The sequence below is a fragment of the Hymenobacter piscis genome (assembly GCF_018760735.1).
Lineage (GTDB): Bacteria > Bacteroidota > Bacteroidia > Cytophagales > Hymenobacteraceae > Hymenobacter > Hymenobacter piscis.
The window spans coordinates 162,860-186,942 of sequence record NZ_JAHHZN010000007.1; the positions used below are offsets into that span (position 1 = coordinate 162,860).

Below are 24,083 nucleotides of genomic sequence, written 5' to 3' on the forward strand. Positions count from 1 at the left end.
CCTTGCGGCTCAGCGGATGAGTTGGTAGAGCTGCTCACGGTAGGTCTCGCTGACCGGAATTTCCTTTTCACCGATGTAAATGGTGTTGCCATCGACCATGCGGATTTTGCTCAGCGACACGATATAGGACTTGTGTACCCGCAGAAACGGCGGCTGGGGTAAGGTTTCGGCCAAGTCCTTGAGCGTGTGGTAGGTCACCAACCGCAGTCCGGGCAGGTGGATGGCTACGTAGTTGCTCAGGCCTTCGATATAGAGAATATCGGCGTACTCCACCCGTAGAAACTTGTTCTTGCTTTCGCCCTTCACAAACATGTGGCCCAGGGCGGCGGGCGGCGGCGCAGCCAAGGACAGCGGGGCCGGAGGGGCTGGCAGCAGAGCCAAGGCTTTCTGCGCCGCCTTGAAAAAGCGCTCAAACGACACGGGCTTGAGCAGGTAATCTACCACGTCGTTCTCGTAGCCTTCGAGGGCGTACTCAGGGTAGGCCGTGGTGAGGATGACCCGGCACTTGTTGCCCGCCAGCTTGAGGAACTGCAGGCCCGTGAGCCGCGGCATCTGAATATCGAGAAACACCAGATCCACCGCGCCCTGCTGCACCAGCGTCAGGGCTTCAATAGGCTTGGTGGTAGTCCCTACCAGCGTCAGGAAGGGTACTTGGCTGATATAATCGGCCAGAATAGCCAGGGCCGGGGCTTCGTCGTCAACAACCAGGCAACGAATCATAGAGGTGTGGATTGAGAAAAAGTAAGGCTGCGTTTCTCAGCAGCAGCTAAGCGGGCAGTAAGTGTGGTATTGCGGCAATATGCACGCTACCAGCCCGGCCCACCTCGCTTGGCTGGGCAAGTTGCAGGAAAGTAACAAACTCTTCTTCGTCGGCCTGTACCCGCAACGTGTGGCGGCCGGGGTAGAGCAGTGCCAGCCGCCGCCGCAGGTTGGGCAGGCCCACGCCGGTAGTAGCATCCTTGTGGTCGGCAGGGTCAAGGGGGAGGTTACGAACTTCAAAATCCAGGTGGCCGGCGCTTAGCGTCAGGTGGATGCGGACGGGGTGGGCGGGGTCGTCGAGGGTACCGTGTTTGAGGGCGTTTTCTACGAACGGGATGAGCAGCAGCGGGGCGATGCGGTGGCCGGCGGGGTCGCCGGTGAGCTGAAACTGCACGTGAAACTGGTCGGCGAACCGGAGGCGGTACAGGTCGAGGTAGTTATGCAGGTAGTCGATTTCCTCGGTGAGCGGCACCTGGCCGTCGGGGGTGTCGCGGAGCATGTAGCGCATCAGGTCCGAGAGCTTCAGAATGGCGCTGGCTACGGGTTTGGCCACGGGGTAGGCCAAGCCGTAAAGCATGTTGAGCGTGTTGTAAAGGAAGTGCGGGTTGATCTGGGTTTTGAGAAACGCCACTTCAGCTGCCCGCTTTTCGCCCCGCAACAGTTGGTTTTCGCGCTCCCGCAGCAGCGTAGCCCGCCCGGCCCATAGCGCAGCGCTGATAATGAGCATGGGCATAGCAAAATACCCGTTATCCAGGATGTAGTACCAGGCCTTGGTATCGGGCGAGTAGTTATGAAAGCCCAGCACGGCCGGAAATAGGACTTCCTCAATCAGCGCCCGCACCCCGATAAACAGGGCTATTACCCCCAGCAGAGCCCCCGCCAGCCGCCAGCCGCGGCTTGGCTGGAGCAGGTGCGGGTACACGATGAAGTAGCACAGGTAAAATTCCAGGATGCGGATCAACAGCATCGACCCCGTGAGCCAGACGGCCACGGGAGTGGGCGAATTGCGCCCGATAAGGAGCCCCAGCAAATCGTAACCGCCATAAAGCAGCCAGCCCAGGATGTGCCAGTAAACCGTGGGGATAGTCGGGAGCCGGAAAGGAGCCATAAGTGCAGCAGGTTAGGCGTCAAAACTACGCGGCTGCCGCCAGGGCCGCTACTTTTTTATGTCACTGCCCTGATTTGGAATGTGAGACCGAAAAACCGGCATTGGGGGCACTGACAACGGGTTTTCGGGAAGTGGAATAATCTTTTTTCAGCGGCCGGATGAGGAGTTCACCTTTGGACCACTCTGCCACCACATCTGCTTTCCGATGCGCTCCGCTTCCCTGCTGCTCCCGCTACTGCTGCTCTCCGGCCTCGCCACCGCCCAAACCGCCACATCCGTTACGGGCCGCGTAACCGATACCCGGAACCAGCCGCTCAGCTTCGCCACCGCCGTGCTGCTGCACCTGCCCGACTCAACCATAACGGCCTCGTTGGCCACCACCGAGCAGGGCAGCTACACCTTTGCCAGCGTGCGGCCAGGCACTTACTGTGTAAAGGCGCTACTGATCAGCTACCGCTCGGCCCGGAGCGCCGCCTTCGCGGTAGCTGCCGGCCAGTCCGTAACGGTACCAACGCTCCGGCTGGCGGCGGGCACTACCGCGCTGGACGAAGTAGTTGTAACCGGTCTGCCGCCCCGGCTGGAGCAGCACGCCGACCGCACCGTTATCAACGTGGCCCGCCTGAATACGGCCGGCACCAACGCCCTGGAAGTACTACAGCAGGCCCCCGGCATCCGGCTCGACAAGGACGAAAATATCGTGTACCGGGGCAGCACCGGCATCAACGTACTCATCGACGGCAAGCTCACGTACATGTCGGGCGAGGTGCTCAAGAATTACCTGAAGTCGCTGCCGGCTTCGGCCATCAGCCAGATTGAGTTGCTGCCCAACCCACCCGCTTCCATGGACGCAGCCGGCACGGCCGGGGTGCTCAACATCCGCCTCAAGCGCAACCAGCTGCCGGGCCTGAGCGGCACGTTCAACGTGGGCGGTGGTTACGGGCGCTTCGAGAAAGGCTGGGCCGGCACCAACTTGGCCTACAACGTGGGCAAAGTACGTCTGTTCGCCCGCCTCGACGGGGGCCGCTACAACTCGTTCAACCGCCTCACCATGCGCCGCATCATCCGCGACACCGTATTTAGTCAGGAAAACTACTGGCGGCCCCTCACCTACAGTGGCAACTACGCCACCGGGGCCGATGTGGCTCTGAACACCCGCCATAGCCTGGGCCTGCAGCTGCGCGGGAGCGGCGACCAGACTACCGCCCTGAGCACCGCTAACTCAGTTACCACCGATGCGGCCGGCCGTTTCGTGGAGCGCCGCCAGCTTTTCAACCCCCAGAACGACCGCGGCGCGTCGCGGGCGTTCAACCTCAACTACCGTTGGGCCATCGACAGCACGGGCCGCGAGCTGAGCGCCGACGCCGATTACGTGCGCTATACCAGTGCCAAGGAGCAGCAGTTCCGCAACCTGACATTTGCGCAGGAAAACGAGGGTACGGGCCAGGATGCCGGGCAGCTGCGGAGCGCCAACTCGTCGGGCACCACTATCCGGGCCGCCAAAATCGACTACGTCCACCCTTTCGCGGGCACCCGGTGGCGGGCCGAAACCGGGGCCAAAACCAGCTGGGTTACCTCACGCAGCGCCATTCAGTTCGACCATCTGGCCGGCCAGCAGTGGCTGCTCGATACGCTGCGCACCAACTCGTTTTGGTACGACGAGCACATCAGTGCCGGCTACGTTACGCTGAGCACTACGCTGGGCAAGCTGGAGCTGAAAGGCGGCCTGCGGGGTGAGCTGACCCAGTCAACCGGCAACTCGCCCACCACCGGCCAGCGCGTGGAGCGGCGCTATTTCCAGCTGTTTCCGAGTGCGTTTGCCGCCTATAAGCTGGACGATAACAACCAGCTCAGTGCCTCCATCAGCCGCCGCATCAGCCGCCCCTCGTACCAGGACCTTAACCCTTTCCTGCGCTACACCGACTTCTACACAGCCTTCCGGGGTAATCCATTTCTGGCACCCTCGCTCTCCCAGTCATTGGTCATGAATTATATCCACAAGGATTTCCAGGTTCTGAGCCTGAGCTACCTGCGCGAAACCAATGCCATGAACGAGGTGGTCACCCAAAACGACCAGACCAAAGTATCGACCACCATGCCCCGCAACCTGGGCCAGGCCACTACGTTCACACTCAGCTCCGGCGGCCACAGCACCCTAAATAAGTGGTGGGGCATGGACAATGAGCTCACGGGTAGCTACAACGTAGTCACCACCCAGCTCGAAGGCCAAAACGTACGCCTGGCCCGCTTCGGCTGGTCGGTTAGCTCCGACCACACGTTTACGCTGCCCCGGCAGTACACGCTGCTGATAGGCGGCTACTATAATTCTCCCTCGGTAATGGGGCTGTTCTATACCCGCTCGGCGGGGCAGTGCAACCTAGGCCTGAAAAAGCAGCTCTGGGCCGAAAAAGCCAGCCTGAGTTTGCGCGTGAGCGACGTATTCGCCACCAACCGCTTCCGCAGCGACTTGCGCTACAACAACGTCAACCAGACCTGGACCAATCAGTGGGAAAGCCGCCGGGTATCGCTTGCCTTCACCACCAAGCTGGGTAGCGGCAAAACCCGCAGCCAGCGCAGCGCTGGCAGCCAGGAGGAGGAAGGCCGCGTGGGCCGGTAGCCCTGCGGCGGGGCCCGCGCCTCCGGCACCAACGACAAGGCCGGCTCCCTGCTGAACCTGCTCCGCTGGGTGTCGCCGCGCGCCATCAAGGAAACCTTCGTGCCCGTCACGGATTACCGCTACCCCTTCCTGGGCTCCGAGCCTAAGGAGGACTTGAACCGGGACAAAGGTCTGTAGGCCGTTGTTCGGTTTTTAGAAATAAAAAGGCCGCTCTGGAATTCCAGGGCGGCCTTCTTATTGGTGCTATCGGAGTCGTATCTGGGGCGGCTGTTCCAGCTTCACGCGGGCATACAGCTCGGTCAACGGCACCCGAATAGACAAGGCTGAAAGATGGAGTTCGTCGCTGAGCTTATCGTACACTTGTAGCGTCCACTCGTTTTCCGCCCCCGCTGATTGGGGTTGCCGCGTGAGACATTCCACCCAGCAATAATCCTGACGCACCAGCACGTAATGGCGGAGGCTGGGGAGCTGCTGGTACAGCCGCAGCTTACTCGTGCGGTCGTAATCGGCGCTGCTGGGGGAAAGCACTTCGAAAACCACGCTGGGGTGCGCCAGAATCCGGTCGGCAGCGAGGTCGTCCGGATGGCAGGAGATAGTCAGGTCGGGGTAGAGGAAGCAAGTAGCATCTATCTTTAGCTGCGCACCGTCGAGAAATACTTCACACGCCCCGTCATTCAGTAAGCGCTGTGTAGAGGTGGCACCATTACGAATAATACGGTTATGGCTGAGTGAAGCCCCCGACATGGCGAATATCTCGCCGCGGTAAAATTCGTGGCGGATTTCTGAGCTTTCTTCCAGCTTCAGGTATTCTTCTACAGTATACTGAGTGGGTAATGCGGCCGGTTCCATGTGCGGTTGTCGGTTAGTTACTGCGTGGCTTGTCCAATTCTGGCTTTATGTCCAGTTCCGTATACAGCTCAGCCAATGGCAGCGTAATGCCCAGCTCCGGAATCGTCACCGCCTCGTCCTGGCCGGCCAACGGGGTGAACGACCACACGCCCGACGGCTCCCGCCGATACCACTCCACCAGCCACTTATCGGCTGATACCAGCAGGTAGTGCTGCAACGAGGCCAGTTGTGTGTAGCGGCTGAACTTCCAGATTCGGTCGTGGCTTTCCGTTCCCGGCGACAGCACTTCGATAATAAGCACCGGGTGATGCATCATTATTTTATCTGGTGAGTCGTCGGGATGGCAGGTCACCATCACGTCCGGGTACGTGTATAATTCCCCTTCACGCACGGCCAGCCGGATGTTCTCGGCATACACCCGGCAGCCTTTGCCACGCAGCGCATTGCGTAGACTCATCACGCAGTTTTGCTTCACAATGTTGTGAAACCCGAGGCCACCCGACATAGCGAAGATTTCGCCCCGGTAATAAAGGTGTCGTACCTCCGATACTTCCTCCAGGGCGAAGTATTCTTCTACAGTATAACGGTGTGGGGTAGCTAGAGCGGTTTCCACAGGCAATAGGGCTTGGTGTTCACCAAATATACGCCTTTCCCCTACCCTCCTATTTCACCTTTGTTCCCAACCGGCTAGGTCCTACCTTTGCCTCCCATGCCGTTTCTACGCGGCGTTTATTTGTCGCAGCCTATGCTTCTCGCCGTTCCGACCCAATATCAGCCCCAGGATTTCCTGCCCATCGTGGTGCAGTTTGTGCTGGCCGTGGCCTTCGTGGCCTTCGCCATGATTACGTCCCACCTGCTGGGCCCGCGCCGCAAGAGCGTGGTGAAGGATGAAGCCTTCGAGTGCGGCATCGAGTCGGTGGGCAACGCCCGCACCCCGATTTCGGTGAAATACTTCCTCACGGCTATCCTATTCGTGCTTTTCGACGTGGAAGTTATCTTCATGTACCCCTGGGCCGTGAACTTCCGCCAGTTGGGCACCACCGGTTTCTACCAGATGCTGGTGTTCCTGGCTTTGCTGATGGCCGGCTTCGCCTACGTGATTAAAAAAGGCGTTCTGCGCTGGAACGAAGCCCGTTAAGCCCTAGTGGCGGCAACCTTTGGCCCTGGCCGGATGTTGCCTTTCTGAAGCGTCGCCGCTTCCCAAATCTGACTTGCTCTCATGGATACCCGAGTTCCTGAAATCAAAACGGTAGACGCGCCCGACGGCCTCGAAGGCGCCGGCTTCTTCGCTACCTCGCTGGAAAAAGTGGTGGGCATTGCCCGCGCCAACTCACTCTGGCCGCTGCCCTTCGCCACCTCCTGCTGCGGTATCGAGTTCATGGCTACCATGGGCTCCCGCTACGACATCTCCCGCTTCGGCTCGGAGCGCCCCAGCTTCTCGCCCCGGCAGGCCGACCTGCTGATGGTGATGGGTACCATCGCCAAGAAGATGGCCCCCATCGTGAAGCAGGTGTACGAGCAGATGGCCGAGCCCCGTTGGGTGCTGGCCATGGGTGCCTGCGCCTCCTCGGGCGGCATCTTCGACACCTACTCCGTGCTTCAGGGCATCGACCGGATCATCCCGGTGGACGTGTACGTGCCCGGCTGCCCACCCCGCCCCGAGCAGGTGCTCGACGGCCTGATGCGCATCCAGGACCTGGCCAAGAACGAATCCTTCCGCCGCCGCAACTCGCCCGAGTATCAGGCGCTGCTGGCGTCGTACAACATCAAGTAGTTAGGAGACAGGAGCTAGGAGTTAGAATTCGTTCTGAGCTTCTGGCTTCGCTCATCAATATTCCAGCTCCTAACTTCTAGCTCCTAGCTTCTCAAAAACATGGCTGACCAGAACGAATCCATCCCGGCTCAGGAACAGGCTGCCGCCCAGGACCCGGCCGCGCAGAAAAACGCGCAGCTGCTGGCTCTGCTGCACCGCCTGTTCGGGGCCGACGCCTTCACCGACGTGGAGGAGCCCTACGGCCTGCTGACCGCCACCACCACCCGGGAGCGGATTCACGACATCATTGAAGGCCTGCAGAAGGACGAGGAGCTGCAGCTCAACTTCCTGACCACGATGTGCGGCATGCACTTCCCCGACCGGCCCGGCCAGGAGCTGGGCATGGTGTACCACCTGCACAGCCTCACCCAGAACATCCGGTTGCGTCTGAAGATCTTCTTCCCGATTGCCGACCCGGTTGCCCCGACCCTGACCGACCTCTACGCTACCGCCAACTGGATGGAGCGCGAGGCTTTCGACTTCTACGGTATTATCTTCCCCGGTCATCCCAACCTCATGCGCATCCTCAACGTGGAGGACATGGACTACCACCCCATGCGCAAGGAGTACGCCCTGGAAGACGGCACCCGCGAAGACAAAACCGACCTGTTCTTTGGCCGCTAACCTGTTAGTACCGAGTAGAGAGTATTGAGTACCTAGTACTCCGAACTGCTTTCCATCTTTTCGCCCTTACTCACTACTCAATACTTCCTACTCACTACTAGAATGGCAGTAAACGACACGCTGGAAGGCACCCATAAAATCATTGAGTCGGCCCGGGAGCAGGAGCCGCGGCTGAACCCGCTGGCCCCGACCGTCAACGACTTCAACCAGGAGCTCACCACGCTGAACCTGGGTCCCACGCACCCCGCTACCCACGGCATCTTCCAGAATATTCTGCAGATGGATGGGGAGCGGATCATTTCCGGCGTGCCCACCATCGGCTATATCCACCGGGCTTTCGAGAAGATTGCCGAGCGCCGGCCCTTCTACCAGATTACGCCCCTGACGGACCGCATGAACTACTGTTCGTCGCCCATCAATAACATGGGCTGGCACATGACGGTGGAAAAGCTGCTGGGCGTGGAAGTTCCGAAGCGCGCCCAGTACATTCGGGTTATCCTGATGGAGCTGGCCCGCATCACCGACCACCTGATCTGCAACGGCATTCTGGGCGTGGATACGGGCGCTTTCACCGGCTTCCTCTACCTCATGGATGAGCGGGAGAAGGTGTACGAAATCTACGAAGAAGTAAGCGGCGCCCGCCTCACCACCAACATGGGCCGCGTGGGCGGCATGGAGCGTGACTTCTCCGACGTGGCCATTGCCAAGCTACGCGCCTGGCTGAAGACCTTCCCGGCCGTGATGGCCGAGTTCGAGAAGATGTTCAACCGCAACCGCATCTTCATGGACCGCGTGGTGGACGTGGGCGGCATCTCGGCCGAACGCGCCCTCAACTACGGTTTCACCGGCCCCAACCTGCGCGCCGCCGGCGTCGATTACGACGTGCGGGTGATGAACCCCTACTCCAGCTACCAGGACTTCGAGTTCGAAATTCCGGTGGGCACCAAGGGCGACACCTACGACCGGTTCATGGTGCGTAACGAGGAAATCTGGCAGAGCCTGCGCATCATCACGCAGGCGCTGGAAAACCTGCCCGCAGGTCCGTACCACGCCGATGCGCCGCACTTCTACCTGCCGCCCAAGCAGGCCGTGTACCAGAATATGGAGGCCCTCATCTATCACTTCAAGATTGTGATGGGCGAGATTGATGCTCCCGTGGGCGAGGTCTACCACTCAGTGGAAGGTGGCAACGGCGAGTTGGGTTTCTACCTCGTGTCCGACGGCGGCCGCACGCCTTACCGCCTGCACTTCCGCCGGCCCTGCTTCATCTACTACCAGGCCTATACCGAAATGGTGGTGGGCCAGACCCTCTCCGACGCCATCGTGACGCTGTCGTCGATGAACGTCATTGCCGGGGAGCTCGACGCGTAGTTTTTTGCTGAATACAACTAATATGGAATCGACTGCTACCAAGCCGCAATTCTCCGAAGCCGCCCAGGCTGAAATTGCGCGCATCTGCAAGCAATACCCGGAGGAGCGCCGCAAATCGGCCATGCTGCCGGTACTGCACATTGCCCAGGCCGAATTTGGCGGCTGGGTAAGCCCCGAAGTGCAGGATCTGGTGGCCGAAGTGCTGGGCGTGAAGCCAATTGAGGTGTACGAGGTGTCGTCGTTCTACACCATGTTCAACCTCAAGCCAGTCGGCAAGCACGTACTGGAAATCTGCCGCACGGGCCCCTGCATGCTGCGCGGCTCCGATGAGCTAACGGCTCACTTGGAGCGCATCACGGGCGCCAAAGTAGGCGGTCCGGCCTCTGAAGATGGTCTGTTCACCCTGAAGGAAGTGGAGTGCCTGGCTGCCTGCGGCTTTGCTCCCATCGTGCAGGTACGCGAGAAATACTACGAGCAGCTTGATACCCCGGAAGCCGTGGACGCCATGCTCACGGAGCTGCGCAACCAAGTGCACCGCCCCGCCCTGCCCTGGGAAGAAAACGGCCTCCCGAACGCAGTGGCCAACAACTAACGTCTTTCAGCTCTGAACCTATGGGACGCAAACTGCTGACCGAACATATTAACGTTGAAGGCATTGACACCCTGGAGGTGTACCGCAAACACGGCGGCTACCGCTCGGTGGAGAAGGCCCTGAAAACGATGACGCCCGATGAGGTGGTGGAAGAAGTGAAGAAGTCGGGCCTGCGGGGCCGCGGCGGCGCAGGCTTCCCCACGGGCATGAAGTGGAGCTTTTTGGCCAAGCCCGAGGGCGTGCCGCGCTACCTGGTCTGCAACGCCGACGAATCGGAACCGGGCACCTTCAAGGACCGCCAGCTGATGTCGAAGCTGCCCCACCTGCTCATCGAAGGTATGATTACGAGCTCGTACGCGCTGGGCGCCAACACCTCGTACATCTACATCCGCGGCGAGTTGTTGTACGTGCTGCGCATCCTGGAAAAAGCCATTGCCGAGGCCTACGCGGCCGGTTTCCTGGGCAAGAACATCCTGGGCTCGGGCTACGACCTGGACCTGCACGTGCACCCCGGCGGCGGCGCTTACATCTGCGGCGAGGAAACCGCCCTGCTGGAATCGTTGGAAGGCAAGCGTGGCAACCCGCGCAATAAGCCGCCATTCCCGGCTGTGCAGGGCCTCTACGCCCGCCCCACGGTGGTAAACAACGTGGAATCCATTGCTGCTGTGCCGGTGATTGTGAACGAGGGCGGCGACGAGTACGCCAAAATTGGCGTGGGCCGGAGCACTGGCACCAAGCTGATTTCAGCCTGCGGCCACCTCAACAAGCCCGGCATCTACGAAATCGAGCTGGGTCTGCCCGTCGAGGAATTCATCTACTCCGATGAGTATTGCGGCGGCATCTGGAAAGGCCGCGACCTGAAGGCCGTAGTAGCCGGCGGTTCGTCCGTGCCGATTCTGCCCAAGGAGCTCATCCTAAAAACCGCCGCCGGCGAAAACCGCCTGATGACCTACGAGTCGCTCAGCGACGGGGGCTTTGTGACGGGTACTATGCTGGGCTCGGGTGGCTTCATTGCCATGGACGAGACGACCTGCATCGTGCGCAACACTTGGAACTTCTCGCGCTTCTACCACCACGAGTCGTGCGGGCAATGCTCGCCCTGCCGTGAGGGTACGGGTTGGATGGAGAAGGTGCTGCACCGCCTCGAGCACGGCCACGGCCACATGGAGGACATCGACCTGCTGGTGAGCGTGGCCAAGCAAATCGAGGGCAACACCATCTGCCCCCTCGGTGAAGCCGCCGCCTGGCCCGTAGCCGCCGCCGTGCGCCACTTCCGCCACGAGTTTGAGTGGCACGTGACCCACGCTAAGGAAGCCGCCCAGCCCGGCGCGGTGTACCGGGCAAACGGTGTACTGGTGTAATAACAGAACGTCATGCTGAGGCGCAGCCGAAGCATCTCGCTCGTGTAGTAATCAATAGTACCACAACGTCAGCACGCGAGATGCTTCGCTCCGCTCTGCATGACAGACGATTTTCGATAATGGCTAAAATTACTTTCGACGGCATCGAGGTGGAAGTTCCGGACGGAACCACCATCCTGAATGCGGCCCGCCAGATTGGCGGCAGCATTGTGCCCCCGGCCATGTGCTACTACACCCCGCTGAAAGGCTCGGGCGGTAAGTGCCGCGCCTGCCTCGTTCGCGTGGCGGCCGGCTCGGCCAAGGACCCGCGCCCCATGCCCAAGCTGGTGGCCTCGTGCGTAACGCCGGTGCAGGACGGTATGGTGGTGGAAAACACCACCAACCCGCAGGTGCTGGACGTGCGCAAGGGCATCGTGGAGATGCTGCTCATCAACCACCCCCTGGATTGCCCCGTGTGCGACCAGGCCGGCGAGTGTGATCTGCAGAACTTCGCCTTCGAGCACGGCGTGAGCACCACCCGCTACCAGGAAGAGCGTCGCACCTTCGAGAAAATCGACATTGGCCCGCTGATTCAGCTGCACATGACGCGCTGCATCCTGTGCTACCGCTGCGTGTACACGGCCAACCAGATTACCGACAACCGCGTGCACGGCGTGCTGGGCCGCGGCGACGCCGCCGAAATCGGCACCTACATCGAGAACATCATCGACAATGACTTCTCCGGCAACGTGATTGACGTGTGCCCGGTAGGCGCCCTCACCGATAAGACGTTCCGCTTCAAGTCGCGCGTGTGGTTCACGAAGCCCGTAAACGCCCACCGTGACTGCCCCAAGTGCTCCGGCAATGTGGTGCTCTGGTACAAAGGCAACGACGTGCTGCGCACCACGGCCCGCAAGGATCAGTATGGCGAGGTGAAGGAGTGGATCTGCAACGAGTGCCGCTTCGAGAAAAAGGAAACTTCCGACTGGACCATCGAGGGCCCCGCCCACATCGACCGTTCTTCGGTTATTTCGGCCAACCACTACGAGCTGCCGGTCCTCAACCAATCGGTAGTAGCCGACCTGCCCGAAAGCACCCAGCGCGACCTGCAGAAGAACCCACCGCTGAAATTAGGTAACTAGTTGTTGGTTGTTAGTTGCCGGTTGTCAGTCTTGAATAAAGAAGGCAGCCTGCACTAACAACTGACAACCAACAACTGACAACTACCCCCAATGATTGAACTACCCGCACTAGGCTGGCAATCCATTGTCATCTTCGTCGTATTCGCGCTTTCGCTGCTGATTGCGACGTATTGCACCTACGCGGAACGCGTAATTGCCGCATTTCTGCAGGACCGCGTGGGCCCCGACCGCGCCGGCCCCTACGGCCTGGCGCAGCCGCTGGCCGATGCCGTGAAGATGTTCACGAAGGAAGAATTCTTCCCCGGCGGTGCCAACAAGGCGCTGTTCGTGTTCGGCCCCTGCCTGGCCATGATTACGGCCCTGATGTCGTCGGCGGTAATTCCGTTCGGCAACATCATGAACTTCGGCAACAACCTGTTCTTCCTGCAAGGCATTGAGGTGAACATCGGCATGCTGTGGGTGTTCGGCGTGGTGTCGCTGGGCGTGTACGGCGTGATGATTGGCGGCTGGGCTTCCAACAACAAGTTCTCGTTGCTGGGTGCCATCCGCGCCGCTTCGCAGAACATCAGCTACGAGCTGGCCATGGGCATGGCCCTGATTGCGGTACTGATGATTTCGGGTACGCTCAGCCTGCGTGATATCACGCTGCAGCAGTCGGTAGCTGGCGAGTGGCACGTCTGGAACATCGTGAAACAGCCGCTGGGCTTCATCATCTTCCTGGTGTGCGCCTTTGCCGAAACCAACCGCACGCCCTTTGACCTTCCCGAGTGCGAAACCGAGCTGGTGGGCGGCTACCACACCGAGTATTCGTCGATGAAGCTGGGCTTGTACCTATTCTCGGAGTACGTAAACATCTTCGTGGTGTCGGCCGTGATGAGCGTGTTGTACTTCGGCGGCTTCAACTTCCCCTTCCAGTACGAGCTGCGCGACTGGTTCGTGAGCAGCCAGGGCTGGGAGCTGGCTTCGGCCCAGAACCTGATTACGCTGCTGGGCACCGTGGGCCTGTTCCTAAAGATCTTCGCCTTCATCTTCTTCTTCATGTGGATCCGCTGGACCCTGCCGCGCTTCCGCTACGACCAGCTGATGCGCCTGGGCTGGACCATCCTCATCCCGCTGGCCGTCTTCAACATCGTCCTCACCGGTGGCCTCATTCTGGCCGGCGTGATTTAAGTACCTTTCAATACCTCTTGTCATGCTGAGCTTGCCGAAGCATCTCTACCGCTTCGTCGCCAGAGTAATCTGATTACTGCTGCGGTAGAGATACTTTGGCTACGGCTGCGCCTTCGCTCAGTATGACACTCGACAGTTTTCGTAACTGACTATATGCAACTCACCAACCGAGCCAAGAAGCTAGAAAAAAAGCCGATGACGCTGGCTGAGCGGGCGTACCTACCGGCTATCTTCCAGGGCCTGAGCATCACGATGCGCCACTTCTTCATGAAGAAGGCCACCGTGCGCTACCCCGAGGAAGTACGGCCCTTCTCCAACACGTTCCGCGGCCTGCACGTGCTCAAGCGCGACGAGCAGGGCCGGGAGCGGTGCACCGCCTGCGGCCTCTGCGCCGTAGCCTGCCCCGCCGAGGCCATTACGATGGTGGCCGGCGAGCGGAAAAAGGGCGAGGAAGGCCTCTACCGCGAGGAGAAGTACGCCATCAGCTACGAAATCAACATGCTGCGGTGCATCTTCTGCGGCCTCTGCGAGGAAGCCTGCCCCAAAGCTGCCGTTTACCTCCAGCCCGACAAGATGGCTCCGCCGCGCTACGAGCGGGACGAGTTCATCTACGGCAAGGACCGCCTGGTAGAGCCCGTGTCGCCGGACGAGCGTTCCGTACGCGGCATCCAGCTCACCGCCGACCAGGCTACCACGCTGCGGGCCCGCATTGGCTAGTTGTCAGTTGCTGGTAATCAGTTGTCAGGGCTCTTGCGCTGCATAACTGATTATCGCCTTTCAAACTGATAACTGACAACCACCAACTGACAACTCACTCCATGTCTCCAATCTTTCTTTTTCTGACCTTCGTGGCGCTGCTGAGCGCGCTGGGTGTGGTGTTCGCCAAAAACCCGGTGCATAGCGTGCTGTTCCTGATTCTGACGTTCTTCTCGCTGTCGGGGCACTACCTGCTGCTGAACGCGCAGTTTCTGGCGGCCGTGAACATCATCGTGTACGCCGGGGCCATCATGGTGCTGTTTCTATTCGTGATTATGTTCCTGAACCTGAACGTAGACACGGAGCCGCACAAGCCGGCCCTGGCCAAGATTGCCGCGGCCGTAGCCGGTGGCTCCCTTCTGCTCATCCTCGTGGCGGCCCTGAAAGACGTAACGCCCACCGGCGTAGCGGCCGGCACCGCGTTCAACTCGCAGATCGGTATGGTAGACCAGCTGGGTATGAAGCTCTACACCGACTATCTGCTGCCTTTCGAGCTGGCCTCCGTGCTGTTTCTGGTAGCCATGGTAGGTGCCGTAATGCTCGGTAAGCGCGAAGTAGGCGAGCGAAACTTCTAGTTTTATCCGCTGGCTTCAGTGGAAACCAAGCGCGGCGGCTGATGCATCAGCCGCCGCGCTTTTTTATAGTAGCATAGGAGGTATTAGGCTACACCTGTTAGATTGAGCCTGCTATAACAACTGCTATGAAGCTCCCAGCTCGCCAACCGTTCATTTATACTGTGCTTATTTCCACTGCCACCGTTCTGGCAGTATGGTTTCTGGGGCTGCGGCAGGATTGGAGCTTGTTTAAAGACTCCCTCATTTCTCTTACCATTCTGTCGGCGGCCTTCTCGTCTTTCCTCACCGTAAGCCTGTTTCAAGGTGTCTGGATGCACGACAACTTCGGCAAGTTGATAGACCACATCAAGCGCGTACCCTTCCCGGACGATTTTCCGGAACTAAGCACTGGCAACTTGGATCTGAGTTTTGAAGCTGATGAAGGCTACGGAGCGCTTATACTGGGAATTCTGGCGTGGCTGGTGGTAGCCGTACTCGCGGTGGCGTTGCTATGGGTATTCGCCGCCGTTGCTTGGGCAGTATTCTTGGTGCTCAGTGCCGTTCTGTATTGGGTTTTCTTCAGGGCCCTACGTTTCGCGTTGCGACATGGGCGCGAGTGCCGAGGTCAGCTTGGCCTGAGCGTGCGTTACGCTCTTACCTACACCATTGTGTATACCTCATGGCTATACACCATTCTACTGGCGGCACACTACCTGAAGTAAACAGCGGCACTTGATTCTTAAGGTGCCGCTGCTGCTTTATTACTTCTCCAAAACCGCCTACTCCGTTTCCGGGCTGCGGCGGCGCATCCAGGCGGGGCCGGTGCAGGCGCCTTCCATTTTCTGGCGGAATTTTTCCTTTTCCTCAGGCGTGAGGCATTCCAGGCGGCTTTCCATCTGCTGCTTCCACTGGCGGCGCTTGCGGGCCCAGCCGGCGCGGTAGCCGCGGCCGCCCCAGCCCCCGAACAGGATGCGCGAAAGCACCAGCAGCCCCAGCGCCTGCCAGATGCTGATGAGGGGCAGGTTGAACAGGTCGGGCAGCAGCCAGTTCCAGAGGCGCATGGTCACGTAGCCGGCCACGGCCAGGAACAGCGTAATCAGGAGCAGTATTTTGAGGCCGTGTAACAGGCGGAAGGAGCGGTTCATTTCGGGTGGTTTTTAGAAGCACGTCATGCTGAGCTTGCCGAAGCATCTCGCGTGCTGATGTAAGAATAGCATTGCAACGTCAGCACGCGAGATGCTTCGGCAAGCTCAGCATGACGTTCTGGTTAATCCGTAAACAGCTCGGTGTAGAGCGTGCGGAGGCGTTTGCGCAGGTGCTGCACGGCGTAGTGCTTGCGCGAAATCAGGGTTTTGAGCGGGACGCCGGTTTCCTCCTCCATTTCGCGGAAGGTTTTGTCTTCCAACTCGTGCCAGATGAATACCTGGCGCTGGGCGGCGGGCAGCTCGGCCAGCGCGTCGCTGAGGGCTTCCATGAGGGTTTCGCGCAGCAGGCGGTTTTCGGGTGCGTCGTCAGTGGCGGGCAGAATGTCGGCCAGCAGGAGCGTGTTTTCGTCGCCGTCGGAGGCGTGGGCGGCCAGTTCGTTTTCCAGCGAAACGGGCTTTTTGCGGCGGTAGAGGTCGGTGATTTTGTTGCGGGCCACCCGGAACAGCCAGGCGGCGGCCTGCTCCACGGGCTTCATCAGCCGGTAGCTTTCCACCAGCTCGGCAAACACGTCCTGCAGCACGTCTTCGGCCTCGGCCTCATTGGGGATGCGGCGGCGGATAAACGCCAGCAGCCGCTTGCGCTGGGTGCGCACAGCTTCCTGTATCTGCAGGTCCTGGTGGCCGGCCGTCATCCGCGCAGCGTCGAGTGATAAAGCAAGAGTTTCCATTCTGCTGACACAGACGGGAAGTGCCGGAAGATACTTTACTGGCGAGCGAAATTTTATCGGTAAGCCAACCACTTGTCATCCTGAGCGCAGCGAAGGACCTTATTACGTCGGCTCAATAATCGTTTCACCGATTCATGCTGACGTGATAAGGTCCTTCGCTGCGCTCAGGATGACAGGTGGTTTCCGTCCTTACAAGAAGTGATACAGGAACGTAATGACGCCAGTGTAGGCGGGCTTCTTGTTGCCTTCGATTTCCATTTTCACGCCGATGTTGGCCTTGGCGATGCCGCGCAAATCCTTCACGGCCAGCAGGGTGGCGTGCAGGCGCACGGGCGTATCCACGAGCACCGGCTGGTTGAAGCGGAACTCGCTAATTTCGTAGTTCACCTGCATCTTTAGGTTTTCCACCTGCACCAGCTGGTGCCAGAAGTAGGGCAGCAACGAGAGCGTGAGGTAGCCGTGGGCAATGGTGCCGCCGAACGGCGACTCCGCGGCCGCCCGCGCGGGGTCGGTGTGAATCCACTGGAAATCCAGGGTGGCGGCCGCGAACTGGTTGATTTGCTCCTGGGTGATGGTGTGCCAGGCCGTGATGCCCAGCTCCTGGCCCTCGTACTGCTGCAGTTCGGCTAGGCTGCCAATGATAATGCTCATGAATAAGAGAAAAGGAAAGAGGTGCCCGAAGATACAGGTTAGCGGCCGAACGGGTTTTTCGGTTTGCGACCCGGGCGCGGCGCGGAGCCGTTCCGGGCCGGCAGAGTGGGTTTCAACTCAGGCTCGGGCAGCAGGCCGGCCGCGCGCAGCTCCCGGCGCAGGTAACTCAGGCGACTGAATTTGACATATAATCCTTCGGCAAACAGCCTGGTCTGCTCCTGCAGCAGCAGCACTTCGTGCAGGGCTTTCAGCCACTGGGCCGCGTGCTGGTAGAGCTCTACGGAGCGCAGACTGGTCTGTTCCAGGTAGCTTTCGATGCGTTCCATCACGGCATCGAGGGTGGCCTCGGGCTGAAAGCGGGCGGAGAGCTGGAGCAGCTCGGGCAGCGTGCTCAGGTCAAGCCTAGGCACCGGCGGGCGCCAGTAGGAGTAGTGGGTTTTGGTGTGCCAGGGCAAAGACAGCAGCAGCGGCAGCACCTCGCCGGCCCGGTTTTCGGCTACCAGCACCCGGGCTTTCAACGGGACCGGAAACGGCGGCTGCTTCAGGGTTAGCACCCGCGCCACAAACTTTGCCCGCTCCTTTTTAGTCCAGAGCGCCGTCAGGGCCTCGAAATCGGTGAAATCGGCGCGCTTTTCCAGGCGCACGGTCAGGGCGCGCACGTAAAGCGGGCGGCTGACCTCGGGCGTGAGGTGCTCCAGCACAAAGTCGCTGAGCAGAAACAGGTGTTTGGTGAAATGCTTTTCGGCCAGGGCCACCAGCTCGGCGGGGCGGTTTTGCTGCCGGTAGAACTGCAGCAGCTCCAGCAGCACCTGCGCATCGGTAGGGGCCAGCTGCGCGGCCAGCGGCTCCCAGGCCTGCCAGTCGCGGCAGCCTTCCGCCAGACGCAGCTGCAGAGGCAGCGGCAGCCGGTGCGGATGAGGCTGCAGCACCTCCCGCAGGGCGGGGGCCACCGTGGGGTTCACGGCCACGGCCAGCAGCAGCTCCATATCTATGTCGGGCAGCACGAGCGGCGGCGCGAAGCTGACGGGCGGAAAAAATGCCGCGCCCGGCCGCGCCGGCTCCAGCACCGCCCGCACCAGTACCGGCAGGCAGCGGGCCACTTCTTCGGGCGCAAATGCCTGCCGGCCCAGCCGCTGCGTCACGCCCGACTCAGTGAGCAGCGCCAGCCAGGTTTCCGCCACGTGGCGGGGGTAGTAATTGCCGTAAAACAGGTTGTACGCGTCGGCGGACGGCTTTTTCGTACTTGCAATGCCCAGCCACGTCCCGTGCCAGCGGCGCAGCGCCTCGGCCAGTCGGCCCTGCACCAGCGCGTACTGGATAGCGTCGGCCACGGGGCTCAGCACGGGTTGCAGCACCGGCCCAATCTGCTGTTCCAGCGCTGGCTGAAACCGACCTTTCATGCCTTCTTTGTACAGGATGCGCGGCGCCGTGCCGTCATCGTCAGCTAGGCTGTTGTAGTCGAAGCGCAGGCGGCTCAGGTTCCGGCGCAGCTCGTCGCGCAGGTCTTCCAGGCGGGGCAGGGTGGGGTCGGCATCGAGCGGGTCGGGCGGCAGCGGCGGACCGACGAACTGGGTGAGAAATGCCCGCGCCAGCCGGGGGTTCTCGCGCAGCTGCCGGGCCAGAAACTTCAGCTGCTCGGGCTTCGGCACGTCGCGCAGGGCCGCTTCCAGCTCCGAGGCCGACACGGTTTCTGCCCGCGCCTCCACTCCGGCCGTGGTTGCTCCGGCTGGTTCAGCCCCGTTTTTCGGAGTTGATTTTATCCTGTTCGGCGGCGCGGCCTCAGCTTCCAGTTTTTCCAGCACGGCCAGGCCCAGCGCCACGCTGTGCTTGCAGATGCCCTCGTAGTCGTAAGGGCAGTTGCACCAGAATTCCGGCCCCTCGTCGTCCACGGTCAGTTCCACGTCGTAGTCCTCGGTGCCGCTGACGGTGGCGGAGAAGGCGTTGTCTGCCGGCCGGTGCCGCACCCGGCCCACCGCGCCCTCCTCAAAGTAGGCCCGTCCCCGACTGAAACTGGCGGCCGTGGCCTGCTGGCGGATGTCCTCGAGCGTGAGCATAGAAGCGAAGAGTGAAGATGAGCGAAAGTACAAAGCCAGCCTGTCATCTGCCATCCCGGGCATTTCCGCAGCGAATCTTCGCCCTCCAAACCGCTGCAATCAGTCCAATTTAAAGGGTGGCGTTTTCCGATTTTCAGGATACCTTTGCCCCCTACTTGCCCCTGCCCGATTTTACCGGCCGGGGCTTCGTTCCGCCGTCAACGCTACCGCATGGACCAGAACATACCGCAGGTTATCCAAACGGTTCCTCTTCAGTACTACGTCTTCTTCGCCGCTGCCCTGTTTTCCATTGGCGTGGTGGGCGTACTTACCCGGCGCAACGCCATCATCATCTTCATGTGCGTGGAGCTGATGCTTAACGCCGTGAACGTGCTGCTGACGGCCTTCTCGGCCTACCGCGCCGACCCCAACGGGCAGGTTTTCGTGTTCTTCATCATGGCCGTGGCCGCCGCCGAAGTGGCGGTCGGGCTGGCTATCATCGTGATGATCTACCGCAACCTGCAGAATACCGACGTCACTCTGCTCAACCGCCTGAAGTTCTGATTTGCCATGTCATCCTGAGCGCAGCGAAGGACCTTATCACGTCTGGATTATTTCTGAACGATTACCGTTCTAACGTGATAAGGTCCTTCGCTGCGCTCAGGATGACAGACGTACTTCTGCATCCCTGACTTATGCAAGAAACTGTAATCCCCGCTGCCGGCGCGCCGTACTCCACGTTTCTGTACGTGCTTATTCCGCTGCTGCCGTTTTTGGGCTTTCTGATCAACGGGCTGCTCAACCGCAAGCTCTCGGGCACGGTGGCCGGCGCCATCAGCAGCCTGGCGGTGCTGGGCTCGTTCGCCATTTCGGTGTTCCTGTTCCTGAACTTCCAGTACCAGTACACCGTCACGCTGTTCGACTGGATTACGGTCGGCTCGATGCAGATTCCCTTCTCCTATCAGATCGACCAGCTCAGCCTGATTATGCTGCTGCTGGTGACGGGCGTGGGTTTCCTGATTCACGTGTACAGCATCGGCTACATGCACCACGACGAGAACGTGGGCAAGTTTTTCAGCTTCCTGAACCTGTTCGTGTTCAGCATGCTGGTGCTGGTGCTGGGCGCCAACTTCGTGATTCTGTTCATCGGCTGGGAAGGCGTGGGGCTCTGCTCCTACCTGCTCATCGGCTTCTGGAACAAGAACACCGCCTACAACAACGCCGCCAAGAAAGCCTTCATCATCAACCGCGTCGGTGACCTGGGCTTTCTGCTGGGCATCTTCCTGATTTACCTGACCTTCGACTCGGTACAGTACGCCGAGGTGTTCCAGAAAGCCAGCACGCTGCAGATTGGCACGGGCGTGGTAACGGCCATTACGCTGCTGCTGTTCGTAGGCGCTACTGGTAAATCGGCCCAGTTGCCGCTCTACACTTGGCTGCCCGACGCCATGGCCGGCCCCACCCCGGTTTCGGCCCTGATTCACGCTGCTACCATGGTAACGGCCGGTATCTACATGATTCTGCGCGCCAACGTGCTGTTCACGCTGGCCCCCGATACCCTCGAAGTTATTGCCATCATCGGCGCGGCTACCGCGCTGTTTGCCGCCACCATAGGCCTGGCTCAGAACGATATCAAGAAAGTGCTGGCCTACTCCACCGTTTCGCAGCTGGGCTACATGTTCCTGGCCCTGGGCGTGATGGGCTACAGCACTTCCCTGTTCCACGTCCTCACGCACGCCTTCTTCAAGGCCCTGATGTTCCTGGGCGCGGGCTCCGTGATTCACGCCATGAGCAACGAGCAGGATATGCGCCGCATGGGCGGCCTGCGCAAGTCGCTACCCATTACGTTCATCACCTTCTTCGTAGGCTGTCTGGCCATTGCCGGCATCCCGCCCTTCTCAGGCTTCTTCTCCAAAGATGAAATTTTGCTGCACGCCTTCGAGCACAGCAAAGTGCTGTACGCGGTGGGCCTGTTCACGGCTTTCCTGACGGCTTTCTACATGTTCCGCCTGCTGTTCCTCACCTTCTTCGGTGAGTTCCGCGGCACCGAGGAGCAGAAGCACCACCTGCACGAGTCGCCGGCTTCCATGACGCTGCCGCTCATCGTGCTGGCTATTCTGGCCGCCGTGGGTGGTTTCATGAACGCGCCTTTCTTCCTGGGTGAGGAAAACGCCTACCTCGCCAACTACCTCGCGCCGCTGTTCACCTACTCCAAGCAGCTGAACCCGGCCGCTTTCGGCGTACACGCCGACCACGCCACCGAGCTTATGCTCATCGGTCTCTCGGTGGGTGCGGGCGTGCTGGGCATTATCTTGGCCTACGTGCAGTACGTGAGCCGCGGGGTGCGCCCGGTGGAAGACGGCGAGTCGCGCGGCTTTCTCGAAAACCTGATTTACCACAAGTACTACATCGACGAGCTGTACAACGCCTTGTTCGTGCGCCCCATCATGTGGCTCTCGCGCGGCCTGTTCCGCTACGTGGAAAACGGCATCATCGACCCAATCGTGAACGGCTTCGGCCGCCTGACCATGGGCGGGGGCCAGCTCCTGCGCTACGTGCAAACCGGCTCCGTAGAAACCTACCTCATCCTGATGGTGGTGGGTATCGTGCTGGTGATGGCGCTGAACTTTGTGAAGTTTTAATTTTTCTCAAAATAATAATTACTAAAAAATGTCAGCATTCATCAATCAACACTATTCGCAAGCCATTGATTTTTTAAAAAAATGGCGCAAACGTTATCCTAAAAATATTCTTTGTGAGAAAATAGTATTAAATACATTTTACAGGCAAGCATCTATGGAAAATGCTTTTGCCAGCATGAATGAAGGATTTGAAGAAAAGCAAAGACATCAGTCAATCAACGAAGCTTTTACTGATGTTCACATCAGATACTCAAAAGAATCTGAAAAGCTTGCAGCCATAAATTTTCAAAATTTACTCGAATCTAATCCGAGTAAAAATTACGCTGGTATACAGTACAGCGGTTTTAAGCAATTCATTAGCGCATCAAATAGCTATGATAAAGAAACAGCTGAGGATGCATATGAACAGATTGCAATAGGTTACATAGCAAACTACATAACTAATCATTTAGTGATGCTCTGGCTGGCATCAGGTTTTCTAGGTGATAAGAGAACAGCTGCTTTAGAAAAGACAACTGGACTAGGTATTGAGAATATAGATTCATATAAAATGCCTTTTGCTCATATTTATGATATCATAACTCAGAATGTAACATTACCATTCATACAAAATATGGACTATAGCACCCTAAAAAAAGACTTGGGCATATAACTATTTTACACTTCTGCCCCAAACCGCACCCTCACAGTAAAGCATGCTGACTGTCCTTCTTCTACTCTGGCCCGTGGCGGCCGCCCTGCTGCTGCACTTCTTCAAAGGCCGTGCGGCCCGGGTTCCGGCGCTGGGCGCGGCCCTGGTTGAATTTGCGCTGGCGGCCTACGCGGCCTTCACTTTCAACACCAACAACAGCGGCCAATTCAGCTTCGACCTGAACTGGATTCCCTCGGCCGGCATTCAGTTCGCGGTGGGCATGGACGGGCTGAGCCTGCTGCTGGTACTGCTGACGGCCGTGCTGGTGCCCGTGATTCTGCTGAGCGCCTTCCGCCGCAACTTCGAGAACGAGTCGGTGTTCTACGCGCTGGTGCTGTTCATGCAAACCGGTCTGGTGGGCGTGTTCACGGCTCAGGATGCCTTTCTGTTCTACTTCATGTGGGAAGTGGCCCTGATTCCGATTTACTTCCTGGCTGGCGTGTGGGGCGGCGTAAACCGGGCCCGCGTTACGTTCAAGTTCTTCCTGTACACCATCATCGGCTCGCTGTTCATGCTGGCCGGCTTCGTGTACCTCTACTTCCAGACCGGCCCCGCCGCCGATGGCCTCTCGGCCCATAACTCGGCCCTGGCCTCGTTCTACGCCCTCAACCTGCCGGTGGAAACCCAGATCTGGGTATTCTGGCTGATTTTCGCGGCCTTCGCTGTGAAGATGCCCATCTTCCCCTTCCACACCTGGCAGCCCGACACCTACACCGAGGCCCCGGCCCCGGCCACCATGCTGCTCTCGGGCATCATGCTGAAAATGGGCATTTACGGCTGCATGCGCTGGCTGCTGCCAGTGGTGCCCGCTGGCACGGATTACTGGCAGAACCTGGTACTGATTCTGGCCATTATCGGCATCATCTACGGCGCCATCATTGCCATCCGGCAGCAGGATGTGAAGCGCCTGATTGCCTATTCTTCCCTCTCCCACGTGGGCCTGATGATTGCCGGCGTGTTCTCGCTCACCCAGATGGGTTTGCAGGGCGCCGCCATTCAGATGCTGGCCCACGGCGTGAACGTGGTGGGCATGTTCTTCATTGCCGACGCCATTGAGCGCCGCACCGGCACCCGCCACATCGCCGACCTGGGCGGCCTCACCCGCAAAGCCCCCGTCCTGACGGTGTGCTTCCTGGTGCTGCTGCTGGGCACGGTGGCCCTGCCGCTCACCAACGGCTTCGTGGGCGAGTTCCTGCTGCTGGCTGGCGTATACCAGTTCAACCACTGGATGGGCGCGGTAGCCGGCGTCACCATCATCCTGGGCGCGGTGTATTTACTGCGCATGTTTCAGCGCGTGATGCTCGGCCCCGATTCCTCGTTCACCGAAACCTTCACCGACCTCACCGGCTCGGAACTGGCCCTGCTGGTGCCGCTCATCGTGCTGGTGTTCTGGATTGGCCTGTTCCCCAACACGTTCCTGCACCTGTCGGAAGGCAGCGTGATGAACATTCTGAACGAGGTAGTAAAACGGTAATCCCACCCGCGTCCCAGGGCGGAAGCC

Annotated in this window: 24 protein-coding genes and 1 pseudogene; 17 read left to right on the forward strand and 8 right to left on the reverse strand. The window is 59.7% G+C overall.

The genetic code is table 11. The features are described from left to right. Positions 1-9: 9 nt before the first annotated feature. Positions 10-720 (reverse strand): LytR/AlgR family response regulator transcription factor, encoded by a 711-nt coding sequence (locus tag KLP40_RS09875; protein WP_215593615.1) that lies wholly within the window; start codon positions 718-720, stop codon positions 10-12. Between the two features lie 46 nt (positions 721-766). Beyond that, a complete protein-coding gene (locus KLP40_RS09880; RefSeq protein ID WP_215593616.1) occupies positions 767-1,867 on the reverse strand; it encodes a sensor histidine kinase in 1,101 nt (366 codons plus the stop codon). Positions 1,868-2,072: 205 nt separating this feature from the next. Between KLP40_RS09880 and KLP40_RS09890 the strand changes: the two genes are divergently transcribed. Together KLP40_RS09890 and KLP40_RS21640 are read left to right on the forward strand one after the other, a co-directional pair. Further along, positions 2,073-4,481, forward strand: a complete 2,409-nt coding sequence (locus KLP40_RS09890) for a TonB-dependent receptor domain-containing protein (protein ID WP_246558747.1) — start codon at positions 2,073-2,075, stop codon at positions 4,479-4,481. Continuing rightward, positions 4,482-4,658: pseudogene (locus tag KLP40_RS21640) on the forward strand (L-glutamate gamma-semialdehyde dehydrogenase); the annotation flags it as partial. 66 nt (positions 4,659-4,724) lie between these two features. Here KLP40_RS21640 and KLP40_RS09900 read toward each other — a convergent pair. Together KLP40_RS09900 and KLP40_RS09905 are read right to left on the reverse strand one after the other, a co-directional pair. Beyond that, complete coding sequence (locus tag KLP40_RS09900) at positions 4,725-5,330, reverse strand: Uma2 family endonuclease (RefSeq protein WP_215593617.1); 606 nt, start codon at positions 5,328-5,330, stop codon at positions 4,725-4,727. 13 nt (positions 5,331-5,343) lie between these two features. Next, positions 5,344-5,943, reverse strand: a complete 600-nt coding sequence (locus KLP40_RS09905) for a Uma2 family endonuclease (protein WP_215593618.1) — start codon at positions 5,941-5,943, stop codon at positions 5,344-5,346. Positions 5,944-6,075: 132 nt separating this feature from the next. On the opposite strand from KLP40_RS09905, the gene KLP40_RS09910 reads away from it, so the two are divergent. From KLP40_RS09910 to KLP40_RS09960, 11 genes are all read left to right on the forward strand, one after another. Next, positions 6,076-6,468 carry an NADH-quinone oxidoreductase subunit A gene (locus tag KLP40_RS09910; protein WP_044014256.1) on the forward strand — a complete coding sequence of 131 codons (393 nt, stop codon included), beginning with the start codon at positions 6,076-6,078 and terminating at the stop codon, positions 6,466-6,468. An 81-nt stretch (positions 6,469-6,549) separates the two neighbouring features. Next, positions 6,550-7,104, forward strand: coding sequence for an NADH-quinone oxidoreductase subunit B (locus KLP40_RS09915; RefSeq protein ID WP_044000931.1), 555 nt, complete (start codon positions 6,550-6,552; stop codon positions 7,102-7,104). Positions 7,105-7,203: 99 nt separating this feature from the next. Further along, positions 7,204-7,767: an NADH-quinone oxidoreductase subunit C gene (locus KLP40_RS09920; protein ID WP_231569784.1), complete on the forward strand. Its 564-nt coding sequence runs from the start codon at positions 7,204-7,206 to the stop codon at positions 7,765-7,767. Between the two features lie 102 nt (positions 7,768-7,869). Then, positions 7,870-9,138 carry an NADH-quinone oxidoreductase subunit D gene (locus tag KLP40_RS09925; RefSeq protein ID WP_246558748.1) on the forward strand — a complete coding sequence of 423 codons (1,269 nt, stop codon included), beginning with the start codon at positions 7,870-7,872 and terminating at the stop codon, positions 9,136-9,138. 22 nt (positions 9,139-9,160) lie between these two features. Continuing rightward, complete coding sequence (locus KLP40_RS09930) at positions 9,161-9,730, forward strand: NADH-quinone oxidoreductase subunit NuoE family protein (protein ID WP_215593619.1); 570 nt, start codon at positions 9,161-9,163, stop codon at positions 9,728-9,730. Between the two features lie 20 nt (positions 9,731-9,750). Beyond that, entirely contained in the window at positions 9,751-11,091 is a 1,341-nt protein-coding gene (gene nuoF, locus KLP40_RS09935) for an NADH-quinone oxidoreductase subunit NuoF (RefSeq protein WP_215593620.1), read from the forward strand. Between the two features lie 119 nt (positions 11,092-11,210). Next, entirely contained in the window at positions 11,211-12,212 is a 1,002-nt protein-coding gene (locus KLP40_RS09940) for a 2Fe-2S iron-sulfur cluster-binding protein (RefSeq protein WP_044000927.1), read from the forward strand. A gap of 90 nt (positions 12,213-12,302) precedes the next feature. Next, positions 12,303-13,382 (forward strand): NADH-quinone oxidoreductase subunit NuoH, encoded by a 1,080-nt coding sequence (nuoH, locus tag KLP40_RS09945; protein WP_215593621.1) that lies wholly within the window; start codon positions 12,303-12,305, stop codon positions 13,380-13,382. A 153-nt stretch (positions 13,383-13,535) separates the two neighbouring features. Then, complete coding sequence (locus KLP40_RS09950) at positions 13,536-14,099, forward strand: NuoI/complex I 23 kDa subunit family protein (RefSeq protein WP_044014266.1); 564 nt, start codon at positions 13,536-13,538, stop codon at positions 14,097-14,099. Positions 14,100-14,200: 101 nt separating this feature from the next. Further along, a complete protein-coding gene (locus KLP40_RS09955; RefSeq protein ID WP_190784932.1) occupies positions 14,201-14,713 on the forward strand; it encodes an NADH-quinone oxidoreductase subunit J family protein in 513 nt (170 codons plus the stop codon). A 125-nt stretch (positions 14,714-14,838) separates the two neighbouring features. Next, positions 14,839-15,414 (forward strand): hypothetical protein, encoded by a 576-nt coding sequence (locus KLP40_RS09960; protein WP_215593622.1) that lies wholly within the window; start codon positions 14,839-14,841, stop codon positions 15,412-15,414. Between the two features lie 57 nt (positions 15,415-15,471). Here KLP40_RS09960 and KLP40_RS09965 read toward each other — a convergent pair whose 3' ends face one another. The 4 genes from KLP40_RS09965 to KLP40_RS09980 form a co-directional block, all read right to left on the reverse strand. Next, positions 15,472-15,837 (reverse strand): hypothetical protein, encoded by a 366-nt coding sequence (locus KLP40_RS09965; RefSeq protein ID WP_215593623.1) that lies wholly within the window; start codon positions 15,835-15,837, stop codon positions 15,472-15,474. 122 nt (positions 15,838-15,959) lie between these two features. After that, positions 15,960-16,565, reverse strand: a complete 606-nt coding sequence (locus KLP40_RS09970) for an RNA polymerase sigma factor (protein WP_246558749.1) — start codon at positions 16,563-16,565, stop codon at positions 15,960-15,962. 189 nt (positions 16,566-16,754) lie between these two features. Continuing rightward, on the reverse strand, positions 16,755-17,216 hold the full coding sequence (locus KLP40_RS09975; RefSeq protein ID WP_215593624.1) for a MaoC family dehydratase: 462 nt from the start codon (positions 17,214-17,216) through the stop codon (positions 16,755-16,757). Between the two features lie 38 nt (positions 17,217-17,254). Next, positions 17,255-19,270, reverse strand: coding sequence for an SWIM zinc finger family protein (locus tag KLP40_RS09980; protein ID WP_215593625.1), 2,016 nt, complete (start codon positions 19,268-19,270; stop codon positions 17,255-17,257). Between the two features lie 210 nt (positions 19,271-19,480). Between KLP40_RS09980 and nuoK the strand changes: the two genes are divergently transcribed. The 4 genes from nuoK (at position 19,481) to KLP40_RS10000 (ending at position 24,056) form a co-directional block, all read left to right on the forward strand. Further along, a complete protein-coding gene (nuoK, locus tag KLP40_RS09985; RefSeq protein WP_215593626.1) occupies positions 19,481-19,813 on the forward strand; it encodes an NADH-quinone oxidoreductase subunit NuoK in 333 nt (110 codons plus the stop codon). A 131-nt stretch (positions 19,814-19,944) separates the two neighbouring features. Further along, entirely contained in the window at positions 19,945-21,891 is a 1,947-nt protein-coding gene (gene nuoL / locus KLP40_RS09990) for an NADH-quinone oxidoreductase subunit L (RefSeq protein WP_215593627.1), read from the forward strand. Positions 21,892-21,919: 28 nt separating this feature from the next. Then, on the forward strand, positions 21,920-22,543 hold the full coding sequence (locus tag KLP40_RS09995; RefSeq protein ID WP_215593628.1) for a hypothetical protein: 624 nt from the start codon (positions 21,920-21,922) through the stop codon (positions 22,541-22,543). 43 nt (positions 22,544-22,586) lie between these two features. Beyond that, a complete protein-coding gene (locus KLP40_RS10000; RefSeq protein ID WP_215593629.1) occupies positions 22,587-24,056 on the forward strand; it encodes a complex I subunit 4 family protein in 1,470 nt (489 codons plus the stop codon). The last annotated feature ends 27 nt before the right edge of the window (positions 24,057-24,083 follow it).

Bases quoted from the DNA above. Each gene is read 5' to 3' on its own strand.
- nuoH (WP_215593621.1), top strand. From the start codon at position 12,303: ATGATTGAACTACCCGCACTAGGCTGGCAATCCATTGTCATCTTCGTC.
- KLP40_RS09955 (WP_190784932.1), top strand. From the start codon at position 14,201: ATGTCTCCAATCTTTCTTTTTCTGACCTTCGTGGCGCTGCTGAGCGCG.
- KLP40_RS09915 (WP_044000931.1), top strand. From the start codon at position 6,550: ATGGATACCCGAGTTCCTGAAATCAAAACGGTAGACGCGCCCGACGGC.
- KLP40_RS09965 (WP_215593623.1), bottom strand. From the start codon at position 15,837: ATGAACCGCTCCTTCCGCCTGTTACACGGCCTCAAAATACTGCTCCTG.
- nuoL (WP_215593627.1), top strand. From the start codon at position 19,945: ATGCAAGAAACTGTAATCCCCGCTGCCGGCGCGCCGTACTCCACGTTT.
- KLP40_RS09875 (WP_215593615.1), bottom strand. From the start codon at position 720: ATGATTCGTTGCCTGGTTGTTGACGACGAAGCCCCGGCCCTGGCTATT.
- KLP40_RS09950 (WP_044014266.1), top strand. From the start codon at position 13,536: ATGCAACTCACCAACCGAGCCAAGAAGCTAGAAAAAAAGCCGATGACG.
- KLP40_RS09910 (WP_044014256.1), top strand. From the start codon at position 6,076: ATGCTTCTCGCCGTTCCGACCCAATATCAGCCCCAGGATTTCCTGCCC.
- KLP40_RS09890 (WP_246558747.1), top strand. From the start codon at position 2,073: ATGCGCTCCGCTTCCCTGCTGCTCCCGCTACTGCTGCTCTCCGGCCTC.
- KLP40_RS09930 (WP_215593619.1), top strand. From the start codon at position 9,161: ATGGAATCGACTGCTACCAAGCCGCAATTCTCCGAAGCCGCCCAGGCT.
- KLP40_RS09975 (WP_215593624.1), bottom strand. From the start codon at position 17,216: ATGAGCATTATCATTGGCAGCCTAGCCGAACTGCAGCAGTACGAGGGC.
- KLP40_RS09940 (WP_044000927.1), top strand. From the start codon at position 11,211: ATGGCTAAAATTACTTTCGACGGCATCGAGGTGGAAGTTCCGGACGGA.
- KLP40_RS09960 (WP_215593622.1), top strand. From the start codon at position 14,839: ATGAAGCTCCCAGCTCGCCAACCGTTCATTTATACTGTGCTTATTTCC.
- KLP40_RS09925 (WP_246558748.1), top strand. From the start codon at position 7,870: ATGGCAGTAAACGACACGCTGGAAGGCACCCATAAAATCATTGAGTCG.
- KLP40_RS10000 (WP_215593629.1), top strand. From the start codon at position 22,587: ATGCTGACTGTCCTTCTTCTACTCTGGCCCGTGGCGGCCGCCCTGCTG.
- KLP40_RS09995 (WP_215593628.1), top strand. From the start codon at position 21,920: ATGTCAGCATTCATCAATCAACACTATTCGCAAGCCATTGATTTTTTA.
- KLP40_RS09970 (WP_246558749.1), bottom strand. From the start codon at position 16,565: ATGGAAACTCTTGCTTTATCACTCGACGCTGCGCGGATGACGGCCGGC.
- KLP40_RS09900 (WP_215593617.1), bottom strand. From the start codon at position 5,330: ATGGAACCGGCCGCATTACCCACTCAGTATACTGTAGAAGAATACCTG.
- KLP40_RS09920 (WP_231569784.1), top strand. From the start codon at position 7,204: ATGGCTGACCAGAACGAATCCATCCCGGCTCAGGAACAGGCTGCCGCC.
- KLP40_RS09980 (WP_215593625.1), bottom strand. From the start codon at position 19,270: ATGCTCACGCTCGAGGACATCCGCCAGCAGGCCACGGCCGCCAGTTTC.
- nuoK (WP_215593626.1), top strand. From the start codon at position 19,481: ATGGACCAGAACATACCGCAGGTTATCCAAACGGTTCCTCTTCAGTAC.
- KLP40_RS09880 (WP_215593616.1), bottom strand. From the start codon at position 1,867: ATGGCTCCTTTCCGGCTCCCGACTATCCCCACGGTTTACTGGCACATC.
- nuoF (WP_215593620.1), top strand. From the start codon at position 9,751: ATGGGACGCAAACTGCTGACCGAACATATTAACGTTGAAGGCATTGAC.